15 protein-coding genes are annotated in these 15,119 nt (G+C 59.6%); 12 read left to right on the forward strand and 3 right to left on the reverse strand.

Annotation, left to right across the window (positions count from 1 at the left end; translation table 11 throughout):
• Positions 1-77: 77 nt before the first annotated feature.
• Complete coding sequence (locus tag AC07SZ_RS00795; RefSeq protein ID WP_494912997.1) at positions 78-863, forward strand: DUF1499 domain-containing protein; 786 nt, start codon at positions 78-80, stop codon at positions 861-863.
• A gap of 50 nt (positions 864-913) precedes the next feature.
• Here AC07SZ_RS00795 and AC07SZ_RS00800 read toward each other — a convergent pair whose 3' ends face one another.
• A complete protein-coding gene (locus tag AC07SZ_RS00800; RefSeq protein WP_056563851.1) occupies positions 914-1,822 on the reverse strand; it encodes an MBL fold metallo-hydrolase in 909 nt (302 codons plus the stop codon).
• Between the two features lie 114 nt (positions 1,823-1,936).
• Here AC07SZ_RS00800 and AC07SZ_RS00805 point away from each other — a divergent pair, with 114 nt between their 5' ends.
• The 6 genes from AC07SZ_RS00805 to rfbD all read left to right on the forward strand — a co-directional run bounded on the left by AC07SZ_RS00805 (position 1,937) and on the right by rfbD (position 7,126).
• Entirely contained in the window at positions 1,937-2,527 is a 591-nt protein-coding gene (locus AC07SZ_RS00805; RefSeq protein ID WP_056563848.1) for a biotin transporter BioY, read from the forward strand.
• Positions 2,528-2,591: 64 nt separating this feature from the next.
• Positions 2,592-3,659 carry an NAD-dependent epimerase gene (locus tag AC07SZ_RS00810; protein ID WP_494912998.1) on the forward strand — a complete coding sequence of 356 codons (1,068 nt, stop codon included), beginning with the start codon at positions 2,592-2,594 and terminating at the stop codon, positions 3,657-3,659.
• Between the two features lie 50 nt (positions 3,660-3,709).
• On the forward strand, positions 3,710-4,591 hold the full coding sequence (rfbA, locus tag AC07SZ_RS00815) for a glucose-1-phosphate thymidylyltransferase RfbA (RefSeq protein ID WP_494912999.1): 882 nt from the start codon (positions 3,710-3,712) through the stop codon (positions 4,589-4,591).
• Positions 4,592-4,594: 3 nt separating this feature from the next.
• Positions 4,595-5,146: a dTDP-4-dehydrorhamnose 3,5-epimerase gene (gene rfbC / locus AC07SZ_RS00820; RefSeq protein ID WP_494913000.1), complete on the forward strand. Its 552-nt coding sequence runs from the start codon at positions 4,595-4,597 to the stop codon at positions 5,144-5,146.
• A gap of 13 nt (positions 5,147-5,159) precedes the next feature.
• On the forward strand, positions 5,160-6,230 hold the full coding sequence (gene rfbB, locus AC07SZ_RS00825; protein WP_494913001.1) for a dTDP-glucose 4,6-dehydratase: 1,071 nt from the start codon (positions 5,160-5,162) through the stop codon (positions 6,228-6,230).
• The gene (gene rfbD, locus AC07SZ_RS00830; RefSeq protein ID WP_494913002.1) at positions 6,227-7,126 is read left to right on the forward strand and encodes a dTDP-4-dehydrorhamnose reductase; all 900 of its coding nucleotides are present in this window, start codon (positions 6,227-6,229) and stop codon (positions 7,124-7,126) included. The genes rfbB and rfbD overlap by 4 nt, the downstream gene beginning before the upstream one ends.
• Positions 7,127-7,183: 57 nt before the next feature.
• Here the strand turns inward: rfbD and AC07SZ_RS00835 are convergent, their stop codons facing one another.
• Together AC07SZ_RS00835 and AC07SZ_RS00840 are read right to left on the reverse strand one after the other, a co-directional pair.
• A complete protein-coding gene (locus tag AC07SZ_RS00835; protein ID WP_494913003.1) occupies positions 7,184-8,302 on the reverse strand; it encodes a glycosyltransferase family 4 protein in 1,119 nt (372 codons plus the stop codon).
• A complete protein-coding gene (locus AC07SZ_RS00840) occupies positions 8,299-9,423 on the reverse strand; it encodes a glycosyltransferase family 4 protein (RefSeq protein ID WP_494913004.1) in 1,125 nt (374 codons plus the stop codon). The genes AC07SZ_RS00835 and AC07SZ_RS00840 overlap by 4 nt, the downstream gene beginning before the upstream one ends.
• 313 nt (positions 9,424-9,736) lie before the next feature.
• Between AC07SZ_RS00840 and AC07SZ_RS00845 the strand changes: the two genes are divergently transcribed.
• The 5 genes from AC07SZ_RS00845 to AC07SZ_RS00865 all read left to right on the forward strand — a co-directional run bounded on the left by AC07SZ_RS00845 (position 9,737) and on the right by AC07SZ_RS00865 (position 15,119).
• Entirely contained in the window at positions 9,737-10,771 is a 1,035-nt protein-coding gene (locus tag AC07SZ_RS00845) for a glycosyltransferase family 2 protein (protein WP_246738844.1), read from the forward strand.
• A 28-nt stretch (positions 10,772-10,799) separates the two neighbouring features.
• Positions 10,800-11,486, forward strand: coding sequence for a class I SAM-dependent methyltransferase (locus AC07SZ_RS00850; RefSeq protein WP_172374169.1), 687 nt, complete (start codon positions 10,800-10,802; stop codon positions 11,484-11,486).
• The gene (locus AC07SZ_RS00855; protein ID WP_056563818.1) at positions 11,479-11,847 is read left to right on the forward strand and encodes an EamA family transporter; all 369 of its coding nucleotides are present in this window, start codon (positions 11,479-11,481) and stop codon (positions 11,845-11,847) included. The genes AC07SZ_RS00850 and AC07SZ_RS00855 overlap by 8 nt, the downstream gene beginning before the upstream one ends.
• 350 nt (positions 11,848-12,197) lie before the next feature.
• Entirely contained in the window at positions 12,198-13,871 is a 1,674-nt protein-coding gene (locus tag AC07SZ_RS00860; protein ID WP_172374168.1) for a hypothetical protein, read from the forward strand.
• 228 nt (positions 13,872-14,099) lie between these two features.
• The gene (locus AC07SZ_RS00865) at positions 14,100-15,119 is read left to right on the forward strand and encodes a glycosyltransferase family 2 protein (RefSeq protein WP_172374167.1); all 1,020 of its coding nucleotides are present in this window, start codon (positions 14,100-14,102) and stop codon (positions 15,117-15,119) included.

Below are 15,119 nucleotides of genomic sequence, written 5' to 3' on the forward strand. Positions count from 1 at the left end.
GATGTTGCTTGTTTCGGCTTCAAGCCGACGCGAAAAGGCACTAAACCTCCGTCCGGGTTGGGGCAGCGCAGAGAACAATGGTTAGCATTCCCGAACGGCGAACCTCGAAGGCTGCCGGCTGGTCGCGGCGCACGGCCGCATTTTCAGCGGTGCTTCTGCTGACCAATTTTGTCGGCCACCGCTTCGATCTCGTCGAAACGCCGGTGTTCCTGTGGGTGCTGGGCATCGTCGCGCTGCTCGCCGCGCTGGCGCTGTTGTTCGCCGCCTTCGCCTTTTCGAGACTATGGAAATTTGGTGATCGTGGCGGCCGTGACCTGACCGTCGGCGCCTTGCTGGCCCTGCTGGTGCTCGTTCCCTACGGCGTTGCCGCCTATTGGGCGACGATCTATCCGCCGCTCAGGGACATCTCGACCGATTTCGATGATCCGCCCGCGCTCGATGTCAGCGACCGGACAAAGGACATGAACGTGCTCTTGCCGTCGACGCCGGGCGAACAGCGGCTGCAGACCGATAGCTATCCGCTGGTCACCGCGCGCAGCTATGACCTGCCATTCGAGACCATCGTCAATGCCGTCGAGACCGTGCTCGACCGGCGCGGCTGGGATCTTTCCGAACCCTATCCCGACCTTGCCGGGCAAAGCGACGTGACCATTACCGCTGTCGCCAAGAGTTTCGTGCTCGGCCTTCCCGCCGATGTGGCGATCCGCGTGACGGATGATGGCGATACGGTGATCGTCGACATGCGGTCGGCCTCGCGTTACGGCCGCTACGACCTTGGCGACAATGCCGCGCGCATCACTGATTTCCTGGCGGAGTTGGACCAGGAAGTCGCCGGCCAGGTCGGAGCAGCTTCGGCCGAGTAGACTCTCCGCCGATCCCATGCCTGCTGGGAGGGTATGCCCCCAGGATAGGCCTATCGGACCGGCGTGAAAATGCCGTCGATGGCGGGAGCCGCGTCCGTCGACACCATACCGCGGGCCACCAGATCCTCGAGATGGGCAAGCACCGACAGTCCGGCGGCACCATGCAGCCGGGGATCTGTATCCCGGTAGATCGCCTTGACCATGTCGGGAACCCTCCGGTCGCCGGCTCTGACCCGCTCCAGAATGGCCCGTTCGCGCATCTTGCGATGCGTCTTCAATCCGCGCATGAAAGCGCGCGGCGCCGTTACCGGCCCGCCATGGCCTGGCAGCAGCATGCGGTCGTCGCGCTCGATCAGTCTGTCCAGCGATGCCATGTAGTCGGCCATCGCTCCGTCCGGCGGCGCGACGATGGACGTCGCCCACGCCATGACATGATCGGCCGAAAACAGGATGCCGGTTCCTTCCAGCGCGAATGCTGCGTGATTGGCGGTGTGGCCGGGGGTTAGAACGGTGCGGATCGCCCAGCCGTCGCCGGCGACCAACGTGCCGTCCGGCAGGGCGGTGTCGGGAACAAAAGCGGTGTCGGCGCTGGCGTCGAGCGCGTTGGTCTCGCCGACATGCAGTGGCCTTGCCGGCCGGTGAGGCCCCTCCGCCACCACCAGGGCACCGGTGCGCTGCTTCAGCCGGGCCGCCAGCGGGGAATGGTCGCGATGCGTGTGGCTGACGAAGACATGGCTGACCGGCCTGCCGGCGATCACGTCGAGCAAGGTCTGAAGATGGGCGTCGTCATCGGGCCCGGGGTCGATCACCGCCAGCGTGTCGCGACCGACGACGTAGCTGTTGGTGCCATGAAAAGTGAAGGGGCTGGGATTTCGGACCGTGACGCGCAGCACGTCCGGTGCCACGCTCACGCCCTGGCCGTAATGGGGATCGAAGCTGGTATCGAATTTGAGAGCCATATCGGCGCATTGTTCCCGGAACGGCAAAACCGATTGCCGCATAGCACGCAAGCCAATATAGGAAAACGCTAGACCGCGATTATCGGATCGCGACAGATCGGATTGGGGAAGACCATGGCAACTGCAACGACGATGCGCCCGCTTGTTTCTCTGGCCTTGCCGCAGGATGGCGCGGCGCGACTGGCAACACAGCTTTTCCTGGCGATCGCCGGAACGCTGCTGCTGACCCTGTCGGCCAAGACCAAGGTTGTGCTGGGCCCCGTCGACATCTCGATGCAGACGCTCGCCGTCTTGCTGATCGCCGCCGCCTTCGGCATGCGTCTCGGCGTCGCCACGCTGCTGCTCTACATGGCGGAAGGCGCCATGGGCTTCCCGGTTTTCCAGGGCACGCCGGAGAAGGGCATCGGCATCGCCTACATGCTTGGCTCGACCGGCGGCTACCTCGCTGGCTTCGTGGTCATGGCGGCGATCGTCGGCTGGGCCGCGGATCGCGGTTGGGATCGCCACCCGATCAAGCTTTTCAACGCAATGCTGGTCGCCGAAGTCGTCATGATGGCGATGGGCTTCGCCTGGCTGGCGCTGCTCATCGGTCCGGAAAAATCCTGGCAGTTCGGCGTCGTGCCGTTCATCGTCGGCGACCTGATCAAGGTTGCACTGGCGGCAAGCCTTGTGCCGGCCGTCTGGTCGCTGCTGAAGCGCTCCTGAGGTCTTCAGGAAGCTTGGCGTGCCATAGACGTCAGGGGTCCATTCCCGAGGACGGGTGCTTCTGATGAAGGTTCTGGTCACCGGCGTCGCCGGGTTCATAGGCTATCATGTCGCCAGGCGGCTCCTCGAGCGCGGCGACGAGGTTGTCGGTATCGACAGCATCAACGAGTACTACGATCCGGCGATCAAGCAGGCGCGGCTGCGGCTGCTTGCCGAAGCAAGCCGAAGCACCAATGCCGGCTATCATTTCATCCACGGCAATCTTGCCGACAGGGGCATCGTGGACGGCTGCTTTGCCGACCACGCCTTTGACCGGGTGATCCACCTCGCCGCGCAGGCCGGGGTCCGCTACAGCCTTGAAAACCCGCGCGCCTATGTCGAAAGCAACATCGTCGCCTTCACCAACATGCTGGAGGCCTGCCGCGGCAGCGGCATGGCGCACCTGACCTACGCCAGCACCTCGAGCGTTTACGGCGCCAACACCGACATGCCGTTTTCCGAGCATCGCCCCGCTGACCATCCGCTGCAGTTCTACGCCGCGACCAAGCGCGCCAACGAGTTGATGGCGCACAGCTACAGCCATCTGTTCGGGCTGCCGACCACCGGGCTGCGTTTCTTCACCGTATACGGCCCCTGGGGGCGTCCCGACATGGCGCTTTTCCTCTTCACCAGGAGCATCCTGGCCGGCGAGCCGATCAAGCTGTTCAACAATGGCAACCACACACGCGATTTCACCTATGTCGATGACATCGCCGAAGGTGTGATCAGAAGCAGTGACAGCCCAGCCACAGGCAACCCTGCCTGGGATTCCGGCCATCCGGACCCGGCAACGAGCAGCGCCCCGTGGCGTATCTTCAACATCGGCAACAATAACCCGGTGAGGCTGACCGCCTATGTCGAGGCGCTGGAAAACGCGCTTGGCCGCAAGGCCATTATCGAGCTCTTGCCGCTGCAGGCTGGGGACCTGCTCGATACCTTCGCCGACATCTCCGCATTGCAGGAGGCGGTCGGATATCGCCCCGGTACCTCCGTGTCGGAAGGGGTAGGGCGATTCGTCGAGTGGTATCTGGCGTATTTTGGTAACGACTCTGCGGTAAAAGCCGGCGCTGGCAGCAGCTTTTTCAGGGTGTAGTATGGCTCCCACTGCCGCCGAGGGGATTTGGGCATGTCAGGGAGAGCTTCTTGAAAGGAATTATCCTTGCGGGAGGTAGTGGAACACGCCTTTATCCGCTGACATTGGCAGTCTCCAAACAAATTCTTCCGGTATACGACAAGCCGATGATCTATTATCCGCTGAGCGTACTGATGCTCGCGGATATCAGGGAGATTCTGGTTATTTCGACGCCGCGGGACCTGCCCGTTTTCCGTGATCTACTCGGCGACGGATCGGAGTTCGGGCTGGACATTTCCTACGCGGAGCAGCCGCACCCCAATGGGCTTGCGGAAGCTTTCATCATCGGCCGCGAGTTCATCGGCAAGGACAGTGTGTCGATGATCCTGGGCGACAATATCTATTTTGGCGATGGGCTGTCGCAGCTTTGCCGCACCGCCGCTTCGCGCGACACGGGCGCTTCGGTTTTCGCCTACCGCGTGGATGATCCTGAACGGTATGGCGTCGTGTCCTTCGACAAGGTCACCGGAACCGCGCTTACGATCGAGGAAAAGCCGCAGAAGCCGAAATCCAACTGGGCTGTTACAGGGCTCTATTTCTACGACAACTCTGTTGTCGACATCGCCTCGTCCATTCGACCTTCGGCGCGCGGCGAACTGGAGATCACGGCGGTCAACAACGCCTATCTCGATCGCGGCCTGCTGCATGTGCACCGATTGGGGCGCGGCTATGCCTGGCTCGACACGGGGACCCATGACAGTCTGAACGACGCGTCTTCCTTCGTGCGCACGATCGAACATCGGCAGGGCATCAAGGTCGCGTGCCCCGAGGAGATCGCCTTCGAGCAGGGTTGGCTGACGGCAGAGCAAGTGCTGCAGCGCGCGACACGGTTGGGAAGAAATGAATACGCCGCCTATCTGCGCCGGCGTGTCGCCGATCTGTCGGAGGGCTAGGCGTTGGAGATCAGGTCCCTCGGCATTGAAGGCGTGCTGGAAATCGTTCCAAAGCGGCACGGCGATGCGCGCGGTTTCTTCATGGAAACCTACAATGCCGAGCGGTTTGCGCAGGCTGGAATAAATTTGCTTTTCGTGCAGGACAATCATTCCTATTCGGCCGAGGCAGGTGTCCTGCGCGGGCTCCATTACCAGCTTGCGCCCCGGGCGCAGGACAAGTTGCTGCGTGTTGTGCGCGGCCGGATTCTGGACGTTTGTGTCGACATTCGCCGCAGTTCGAAGACCTTTGGAAAATGGACCGCCCACGAGATTTCGGCTGAAAAGGGCAACCAGATTCTGGTGCCCAAGGGCTTTGCCCACGGTTTCCTGACCCTCGTGCCCGACACCGAGGTCCTCTACAAGGTGACCGACACGTACTCGCCTGAGCACGACCGGTCTATCCGCTTCGACGATCCCGCGATCGGCATCGAATGGCCTTCGGTGGCCGGCGGGTTCCAGCTCTCGGACAAGGACGGCAAGGCGCCGATGCTCGCCGACACCGAGGTGTTTGCCTGATGAGGACAGCAGCATGAATTTTCTGGTGACAGGCGGGGCCGGCTTCATCGGCTCGGCGGTGTGCCGTCATCTGTGCGCCAATCCGGCCTACCGCGTGACCAATCTCGACAAGCTGACCTATGCCGGAAACCTGGCCTCGCTGCGGCCGATCGAGAGCGCGCATAATTATCGCTTCGCCCATGGCGATATCGGCGATGAGAGGACAGTGCTCGATCTGCTGCGCCGTGACGATATCGACATCGTCATGAACCTCGCCGCCGAGAGCCATGTCGACCGCTCGATCGACGGGCCGGGCGCCTTCATCGAGACCAACATTGTCGGCACCTACCGGATCCTCAATGCGGCGCTCGAATATTGGCGTGGCCTTGCCGATGACAGGAAGGGCCGCTTCCGCTTCCACCATGTCTCGACCGATGAGGTGTTCGGCGATCTGCCATTCGACGGCGGCATGTTCGTCGAGGAGACGCCTTACGCCCCGTCCTCGCCCTATTCGGCTTCGAAGGCGGCGTCGGACCATCTGGTGCGCGCCTGGCACGAGACCTACGGCCTGCCGGTCGTGCTCTCCAACTGTTCGAACAATTACGGCCCCTATCATTTTCCCGAGAAGCTGATCCCGCTGGTCATCCTCAACGCGCTCGACGAAAAGCCGCTGCCGGTCTATGGCGCCGGCGCCAATGTGCGCGACTGGCTGTTCGTCGAGGATCACGCGCGGGCCCTGGAACTCGTCGCCACGAGAGGGCATCCGGGCGAGAGCTACAATGTCGGCGGCAATTCGGAGCGCACGAACCTCGCCGTCGTCGAGACGATCTGCGACCTGCTCGACACCAGGCGTCCCAGGGCCGGCGGCAGGCGCTATCGCGAACTGATTTCCTTCGTCACCGACCGCCCCGGCCATGATCGCCGCTACGCCATCGATGCCTCCAAGATCGGCCGTGAACTCGGCTGGGCGCCGACCGAGAATTTCGACAGCGGCCTGGCCAGAACCGTGGATTGGTTCCTCGACAACAAATGGTGGTGGGGGCCTATCCGCGAGCAGCGCTACGCCGGAGAAAGACTGGGCGAAGCGCGCAAGGGTGGCGCGTGAGGCTCGTCGTCACCGGACGCGAAGGCCAGGTCGCGGCAAGCCTGCTGGAGGCAGGCCAAGGAAAGGCCGGCATGGAGGTCGTCGCCATCGGCCGCCCGGAACTCGACCTGGAAAGACCCGAGACCATCATCGACGCCATTGCGGCCGAGAAGCCGGATATCGTGGTGTCGGCCGCCGCCTACACGGCGGTGGATCAGGCCGAGGACGAGCCCGACCTCGCCTTTGCGATCAACGCGACCGGCGCCGGCAAGGTGGCTGAAGCGGCTGCTCGGCTCGGCGCTCCCGTCATCCATCTTTCGACCGATTATGTCTTCGACGGCAGCGCTTCTCACGCCTATGTCGAGACCGACGCGACGGCGCCCCTCGGCGTCTACGGCGCCTCCAAGCTCGCCGGGGAACTGGCCGTGGCCGCCGCCGGCCCGCGCCACCTGATCCTGCGCACCGCATGGGTCTACAGCCCGTTCGGCAGGAATTTCGTGAAAACCATGCTGCGGCTGGCCGCCGACCGCGACGAGATTTCGGTGGTGGCCGATCAATGGGGAAATCCTACCTGCGCGCTCGATATGGCCGACGCCATCCTGCATGCGGCCACGGTGCTGCATGGCGACAAGAACGCCGGCGCGTTCGGAACCTATCATCTGGCCGGCACCGGCGAGACCAACTGGAGCGGCTTTGCCCGTCACATACTGGACACCAGCCGTGCGTGCGGCGGTGCTTGGGCGCAAGTGCGCGACATTGCCAGCAAGGACTATCCGACCAAGGCGCGGCGCCCAGCCAATTCGCGGCTGTCGAGCGCTAAGTTCGCTGATGTATTCGGGTGGGGCGCGCCTGACTGGCGGCAGTCGACGGAGGCGGTGGTCCGTCGGCTCCAAGGCGGGCAGGCCCCGGCCGGATGACCAAGCGTCCTTGAGGGCGCCTCGCTGAGTTTCACAAGCCGTGCCTTGCCGCGGCCCTCAACGTCGACGGCTGTCGAGCTGGTGATAGAGATCGGCATACGCCTTTCCCATCCTGTCCGATGTAAAGAGGCTGGCATAGCGATCTCGGGCGGCTCGCCCCCACGTCGCTGCTTCATCAGGCGAGCCGACGAGCCGGTTGATCGCTTCGGCAAGCCGTGCCGGATCGGAAGGCGGAACGACCAGCCCGGTTTCGCCGGCCTTGTTCACATAACTGGTTCCCGTTCCGATCTCGCATGAAATCATCGGCTTGCCGCACATTGCCGCCTCGACCAGCGATAGCCCATAGGCTTCCGACCTCTGGTTCGAAGGAAAAACGAAGCCGAGGCAGCCGTGGAGGAGCGCCATTTTGTGCGGTTCCGAAACCTCGCCCAGGAAAACCACATTGTCGCGCCGCAACGTCCTGGCCTGCAGCTTGAGCTGCTGCTCGATCGGTCCCGAGCCGGCGATGACAATCTTGCATCGGACCCTGTCCGCGGCCTCGATCAGCACATCAAGTCCCTTGTAGTAGCGTAGAACGCCGACGAACAGGACGAAGGGCTCCGCCACCGCCGACCGGCGCCAGATGGCGTCGGATTCGGTCGGCGCGGGGTAAGCTGTTTCGTCGATGCCGATGGGAATGATCGTCGATTTGGTCTTGAAGGCTTTGAGGACAGGGCTCGATCCCAGATAGTCCGGGGATGTCGCAACGATCGTGTCCACGTCCTTCAGGAAACGCAGCATCAGCGGTCGATAGAAAGGCAGTATCAGCCTCTGTTTGACGATGTCGGAATGATAGGTGACGATGGCCGGTTTGCCGTGTCGGGAATGAAAATGCACCATATCCATCAGCGGCCATGGAAAATGGTAGTGCAGCAGGTCGGCTTTCCCGGCGAGTTCCGCGAATTTCCGAAAAACCGCGCGCGAGAATCCGGTCGAGGCGAGTTCGAAATCGAGCTTGGCCTTGTGGGCCATATGGCCGTCAAACCATTGGGTGTTCTCGGCCGGAGTGGGGCTCAATGACAGCACGTCCGTTTCGATGCCATGGCTCGCGGTGCTTTGGGCAATGGCCTGTATCGTGCGCTCCACACCGCCGAACGAATCCGGCCAGTAGGTCTTGAAGAAGTGCAGGACTTTCAAACGCCGGTCTTCCGTCTTTGCTCGATGGCCTGTTCAAAAATCCGCAGCATGCTCTTGGCGTGGTTTTCCCAGGTGAAGCGTTCGGCATTCCTTTTCGCGCCCGCGGCGATGCCGTTTCGGAATTCCGCATCGACGCACAACCGGTGGAATGCGGTGGCGATCGCCACGGGATCGTTCGGGTCGACGAGGACGGCATTGTCGCCCGCCACTTCAGGCATTGACGACGTGTTCGAGGTCAGCGCCGGCTTGCCGAAAGACTGTGCCTCGACGATCGGAAAACCGAACCCCTCGTAGAGAGATGGCATCGCCAGAAACAGGCAATTCGCATAAAGCGTGGCAAGCGTCATGTCGTCGACGAATCCGGTAAACTTGATATTCGCCTCCAGCCCGCCGGCGCGCACCTTATCGGCAAGGCCCGTCTGTTTCCACCCCGTGCCGCCGACGATGACCAGATCGCAGCCGGAGCGGATGCCGGCCGGCAGCAAGCCGTAGGCCTCTATCAGATTGCCAAGGTTCTTCCGGGGTTCGACCGTGCCGACGAAGAGCGCATAGGGCTTGCCGATGCCGAGCGGCCGCAGGCTCGAAACATCGCCAGGGGCCGGCAGGGCGACCGTGCCGGGATGAACCGTGCTGACCGGCGATTTCAGCCAGGGGAATTCGGCCGTCAAGGCGGTGGCCGTGGCTGTCGAATCGGCAACCACGGCATCGGCGGTCCGCAGCGCGGGCTTCATCAGCAGGCGGTCGCCAACCCAGGTCCGCGTCCGCATGGTCCGCGCGGCGTGCAACCAGACGAGGTCGTGGATAGTGACCACCCGAGCGATGTCGCCGCCGAGAGCAAAGGGCAGACGGTGCGATGGTCCCCAGAACACCTCCACGCGGTCGCGCCGGGCCAAGGAGGGCAACACGGCCTGGCCCCAGAACGTGCGGGCGACGGGTCCCTTGAAGTCGGCGATCCGCACGCGAACGCCAGGCGGAAGATCGTAATCCGGATTGATCCTGCCAGGGGCATAGACAACCACATCGACGCCCAGAGCCGCCAGTGCCTTCACGGCATTGTGGACGAACCGGCCTATCCCGTCGGTAGCCGATCCGAGATTCCTGCCATCGATCCCGATCCTCAAGCGTGTCTCCGGAAATGAACTGGGCAAGGGATTCCGGACATTTTTACGATGGCGGCAGGACGGGTGTGTGGAAGCGTGGTCGCTTCGACCGCGCATTGCGAACCACCTGTAGCATACATCCAGCTGAATCGGTAACCTCAGGGCTGGCCGTCATGCAGCGAAAGCCGCTCCACGGCATGAGGCACGGTAGCGTCGAAGCTTTATGCGTCGTCGGCAAGCCGATAGACTTCGGTTGCTCTGGAGATAAAGCTAAGCTAAAGCGCCTCGGCGCAACTGGAAGACTATGCCACATGGCCCACCAGAATGGCTGCGGGTGAGCTTTTTGCCCTCACAACAAAAGCCTGGCATCGCTGTCGTCATCCCGAGCTATCGGGTGCGCAATCATATTCTCGCCGTTCTCGGCCAGATCGGCTCTGAAGTCACCGCCATTTATGTCGTCGACGACGCCTGTCCGGAGGACACTGGCCGTTTCGTCAAGGAACATGTCACGGATCCCCGTGTGAACGTGCTGTGGAACGACGAAAATCTCGGCGTCGGTGGGGCGACTCTCGCGGGGATGAAGCAGGCTGCCGCCGACGGCGCCGATGTGATCGTGAAGATCGACGGCGACGGCCAGATGGACCCGGCTCTCATTCCGAGCTTCGTCGGCGTCATTCTCATCGGTGAGGCGGATTATGCGAAGGGCAACCGCTTTTTCGATCCGGAAGGGGTGGCTTCCATGCCTTTAGGCAGGCTGATCGGTAATGCGGGCCTTTCCTTCCTCGCCAAGATGTCGACCGGATATTGGCACAGTTTCGATCCGACAAACGGGTTCTTCGCAATCCACGCCAGCCTGGTCGGTCTTCTGCCGCTGGAAAAGATATCGAGGCGGTTTTTCTTCGAATCGGATCTGCTTTTCCGCCTGAACGTCCTTACCGCGCGCGTCGTCGACGTGCCCATGCACTCACACTACGCCGACGAGGTAAGCAACATGAAGCCGCATCGCGAAATTCCGCGATTTGCGCTCGCGCATCTGAGGAATTTCGGCAAGCGCATCTTTTATAACTACTTCATCCGCAATTTCAGCATCGCGTCGTTGGAGCTTGTGTTGGGATTGGCGCTTTTGCTGTTTGGCGTTGTGTACGGCCTTTCGAAATGGGGCACATCCGTGCCGGCCACCGCCGGCACCGTGATGATTGCAGCGCTGCCGATCATCGTTGCGACCCAGCTCCTGCTTGCTTTCATCAACTACGATATCCAGTCGGTTCCGCGGTCGACACTGCACTTGCGGCTGAAGACCTCGTTGTTGCCGCGAAAGGCCCTGGTGCATCAGGGAGCAGTGAATAGTAAAGCAAAGAAACGTAACTGATGTAAAATTAATTGGGCGACGAGTCGAAATGAAAAAGTATACTCCTCTTCCAGATTACGAAGAGATGGTCAAAAGATGGCTGTCGAATTACGATACATCCAACTATCAAGGCGGATTGTCGGCTTATGTTTTACGAGAGACGCACTCGTTGATCGAGAAGCCATTTAACAGCGACGTCCACCTCTCTCAAATATTGGAGGTGGGAGCGGGTACTCTCGCCCATCTGCCGTTTGTGCGTCACAGCTTTGATCGGTACATCGCATCAGATTTCGACGATACTGTCCTGAAATCCGTTTCTGGGCGAAAACTGCCGCATGGCGTTGAGCTTATGAAACTAGATGGTGCCGCTCTGCCGTTCGAGAGCGACAGTTTCGACCGGCTCATAGCGACCCATGTGTTGGAACATGTGCCTTTCCCGCATATTGCGATCGAGGAGTGGGTGAGGGTGTTGAAACCAGGGGGGGTACTCTCGGTTTTGCTGCCATGCGATCCGGGGTGGGCATGGAGAATAGGGCGCGCATTTGGGCCTAGGAAGCAGGCGGAACGAGCGGGTCTGCCCTATGATTATTACATGGCCCGCGAACACATAAACAGTATATTTAATCTGAGTGAGATATTGAATTTTCATTTTCCCGAGCGTCAAATAACCTGGTGGCCATCGAGGATCCCTGTTCCTGATGTAAACCTGATTTACGCTGGAAATTTCTATGTTTAATATAAATTATATTCTGATTTCATCATCTGTTTTGGTTATAGCTTTCGGGCAGGTAATATTCAAGTTTGCCGCTAGGAATTTCAAAATAGGCGCAGGGGGTGGTTGGTGGAGTGTGGCCCAGCAGAATGTGACGCCCATAGCACTCATACTTCTAGCCCTATTTCTATACTTTTTATCCACTATCGCGTGGGTGCAGGCGCTCAGAACCGTTCCGCTTTCGGTAGCCTTTATGTTCAACGCGCTGGCCTTCGTGATCGTCCCATGCGCAGGTTTCTTCTTGTTTGGTGAAAGCGTTCCCAAATACTTTTATCTGGGTATGCCGCTCATTCTCTTGGGGATTTTTCTGATTTCGCGGCCCTGATGTCTCCAATTGGCTAACCCTCATGCCGCGTGGGATGCACCTTGTCTTCCTCGGAATATCCATCCGGGTCGTGGAATCGATAGTCGGCTGTTCGCCCATTCCGCGGGTTACCGCCGTGGAAGGCCCTGCGCTGGTCGGGCTAGCCGATCCTCTATTTCGCGATGCTCGGTCAGTGACAGCCTGCTCAACACCGTCGTAGCGCCACCACGGCCTTACATGCTACAGCACCGGCCAATCCAATTTGGCGCCTTCTTTGTATGTATGCCGTTCGTAGAGGAGCCTGCTATGATAGGCAGCCATCTTGTGGCGAGTGATCCCTTTTTCCCACTGATGGAACAATGATACTAAGCTTGCAGAACATTACGAGTTACCGCCGCTCTATACCGTCTTCAGCGCTGAGGTTTTTTTTAGTAGCATTCGTCGGTATCGCCGCCGTTGCTGTTTTGCAGCGTCCCATGATTCTCAATGGGTTTTCCGTACTGCCTGGAGATCGGTACGACGGCGTTATCAGTGCTGCCATTCTTGAGCATTGGTATCGAGTATTCACGCGAACAGCGCAGAACTGGGCTGATGCGTCCTACTTTTACCCTTACTCAAAAACCATCGCGCAGACCGATGCGTTTTTCATCAATTCCATTCTTTATGCGCCATTCCGGCTCGTTGGCTTCGACCCGTTTCAGTCGATGTATCTCAGCGGAGTTCTTCTTAAAGTCGTTGGGTTCTACTCTTTCTATTTATTATGTCGCCGATTCAAGCAGATATCATTCGGCTGGGCGCTGCTGGCCAGCGCGCTTTTTACCTTGTCGAATGGTATGACAGTGCACAGTTCCCGAATACAATTTGCGACCGTTGCGCTCGCTCCGGCTCAAGCATTGCTCATCTGGAACACCTTCGAAGCTCTGTATGCCTCTAACCGCAAGAATGCACTGATTTGGGGTGTCAGTGCCTGTGCGTTGTTTGGGGCTTGGTGTCTGTCGTGTTTCTATATGGCTTGGTTCTTTGCGTTCTTCTTCTTGGCAACTCTGATCGTGATGGGTGCCTTGGCGCCCCGTAAGAGTCTTGGTTTTTTGTCGGCGGCATCCAGACAATGGCCTGTAGTAGTCCTATTGGTCGTGGCAGGGGCGGCATGCATGTTTCCCTTCATTTATGTGTTCTTGCCAAAGTCGGTTGAGACTGGTGTCCGTACCTATGGACAAATAAAGACGATCCCGATTTACGAAGTAATGCAGGTCGGAAATGAAAACCTTTTGTACGGCGGTTTTTATAACAAAGCTCTGAAATTCTTTTATCCAACGTATGCGCCTGGGGGTGAATATTACAACTGCGGCTTCAATGTTGTTGTGATCGCGCTCTTTCTGGCCGGGTGCTTCTCGGTTGTTCGATGTGCTACAAGTGAGACCAGCCAATTCGTGTTGAAGTCGATTGCACTGTCCGCGGTCATCACCTGGATATGCACGATAAGCATCGGCGGTCATTCGCTTTGGTTCTATGTCTTCCATTCCGTGCCAGGTGCCAAGGCATTCCGAGTCGTTGCCGGGTATGAGATATTCCTGGCGATGCCGGTGTTTCTCGTTGTGGCAAGCTATCTCTCGTCAATCAGAATGCCAGCCGTGATCGGCACGATTTTTGTCGGCCTTCTTTTGGCTGGCGAATTGAACGAGCAATATACCAACCTCCACGTGGATGCGGAAAACGCCCGCATTGCGAACGTTCCCATTCCACCGGAAGCGTGCAAGGCTTTCTATGTGTCGGGGTGGAAAGGACAGGGCGAGCGGGGGTCGGCGGTCGCCGTTCACATCGAGAATCTGTATCAGCATAATGTCACCGCTATAATGCTGGCGCAAATGCTGAGCATACCGACCGTCAATGGATTCGCTTCCTTCAACCCGCCGGATTGGGATTTTGCCTCTCCGAACAGTCCGGACTATGAAGCCAGAATTGCAGCTTATGCCAGGCGCCATCAAATATCCGGCCTCTGCAGGCTTGATCTCAACAATAAGAGCTGGTCGCAGCCGCAAAGTTGAACGTGTTCAACGGCAAAATTCCGATCTCGTTAGGATCAGGTCGCTGACAGTCATATTCGTGTCAGGATTTACGCGCGACGCGGAGCCGAGCGCCATGTTCGAGGGCCTATCACACGATAAAAAGTATTATGAAGAAACGCTAATGTAAATTTCGTGGGCTTGGGAGCTTGGAATAGGAAGACTGACTGCGCGGGCAAAATCGCTTGCACCCCTGCCTGATGATGGTAGATGCACGGAGAACGCAAATTCGAGAGCAAGCCGCTGCCAAAACTGATTATCCAGATTCCTTGCTATAACGAAGCCGAGACCCTCGCGATAGCGCTGAATGATCTGCCGCGGACCGTTGCCGGTTTCGACAGCGTCGAATGGTTGATCATCGACGACGGAAGCAGCGACGCCACAGCCAGGGTCGCGGAGGAAAACGGCGTCGACCACGTCATACGCCATACCAGCAATCGTGGCCTTGCCTACGCCTTCATGACCGGCATCGAAGCCTGCCTCGCGCGAGGCGCCGATGTCATCGTCAACACCGATGCGGACAACCAGTACAACGCGGCCGACTTGCCGGCCCTGACAAGGCCGGTACTTGAGGGACGCGCGGACATGGTCATCGGCGCTCGGCCGATATCGGAGATCGAGCACTTCTCCCCGTTGAAGAAGCTGCTGCAGAAGCTCGGCAGCTGGGTGGTTCGCGTCAGCAGCGGCACGGATGTGCAGGACGCACCGAGCGGATTTCGCGCGATCTCGCGCAACGCTGCCCAGCGCCTGGTCGTCTTCAACAATTACACCTACACGCTGGAAACCATCATCCAGGCCGGCCGCAAGAACATGCGCGTGGTTTCGGTGCCGATCCGTGTCAACGGTGATCTGCGACCGTCGCGGCTGGTCAAGAGCATCCCTTCTTATCTCAAGCGCTCGATCTTCACCATCGTGCGCATCTTCGTCATCTACCAGCCGGCCCGGTTCTTCGGCGCGGTCGCGGCCGTTCTTTTCGGCCTCGGTTTCCTGCTCGGCCTGCGCTTCCTCTACTTCTATCTGGTCGATGCAAGCAGCGGTCACGTCCAGTCGGTGGTCCTTGCGGGCGTGCTGATGTCGATGGGCTTCCAGGCACTTCTGGTTGCTTTCCTGGCCGACGTGATCGCGGCCAACCGCAAGCTTCTGGAGGACATCAGATATACGCAGCGCGCGGCGCAGGGGGAGATCAAGCGACCACAGCTGAAGCGGCAGGAAAGCAGGCTGGGCGAATGA

It is taken from the genome of Mesorhizobium sp. GW821-FHT07A06, assembly GCF_059419085.1.

What these genes read in the sequence shown, in the direction of transcription:
- AC07SZ_RS00795 (WP_494912997.1), top strand. Translation starts at nt 78, where the DNA reads ATGGTTAGCATTCCCGAACGGCGAACCTCGAAGGCTGCCGGCTGGTCG.
- AC07SZ_RS00800 (WP_056563851.1), bottom strand. Translation starts at nt 1,822, where the DNA reads ATGGCTCTCAAATTCGATACCAGCTTCGATCCCCATTACGGCCAGGGC.
- AC07SZ_RS00805 (WP_056563848.1), top strand. Translation starts at nt 1,937, where the DNA reads ATGGCAACTGCAACGACGATGCGCCCGCTTGTTTCTCTGGCCTTGCCG.
- AC07SZ_RS00810 (WP_494912998.1), top strand. Translation starts at nt 2,592, where the DNA reads ATGAAGGTTCTGGTCACCGGCGTCGCCGGGTTCATAGGCTATCATGTC.
- rfbB (WP_494913001.1), top strand. Translation starts at nt 5,160, where the DNA reads ATGAATTTTCTGGTGACAGGCGGGGCCGGCTTCATCGGCTCGGCGGTG.
- AC07SZ_RS00850 (WP_172374169.1), top strand. Translation starts at nt 10,800, where the DNA reads ATGAAAAAGTATACTCCTCTTCCAGATTACGAAGAGATGGTCAAAAGA.
- AC07SZ_RS00855 (WP_056563818.1), top strand. Translation starts at nt 11,479, where the DNA reads ATGTTTAATATAAATTATATTCTGATTTCATCATCTGTTTTGGTTATA.
- AC07SZ_RS00865 (WP_172374167.1), top strand. Translation starts at nt 14,100, where the DNA reads ATGCACGGAGAACGCAAATTCGAGAGCAAGCCGCTGCCAAAACTGATT.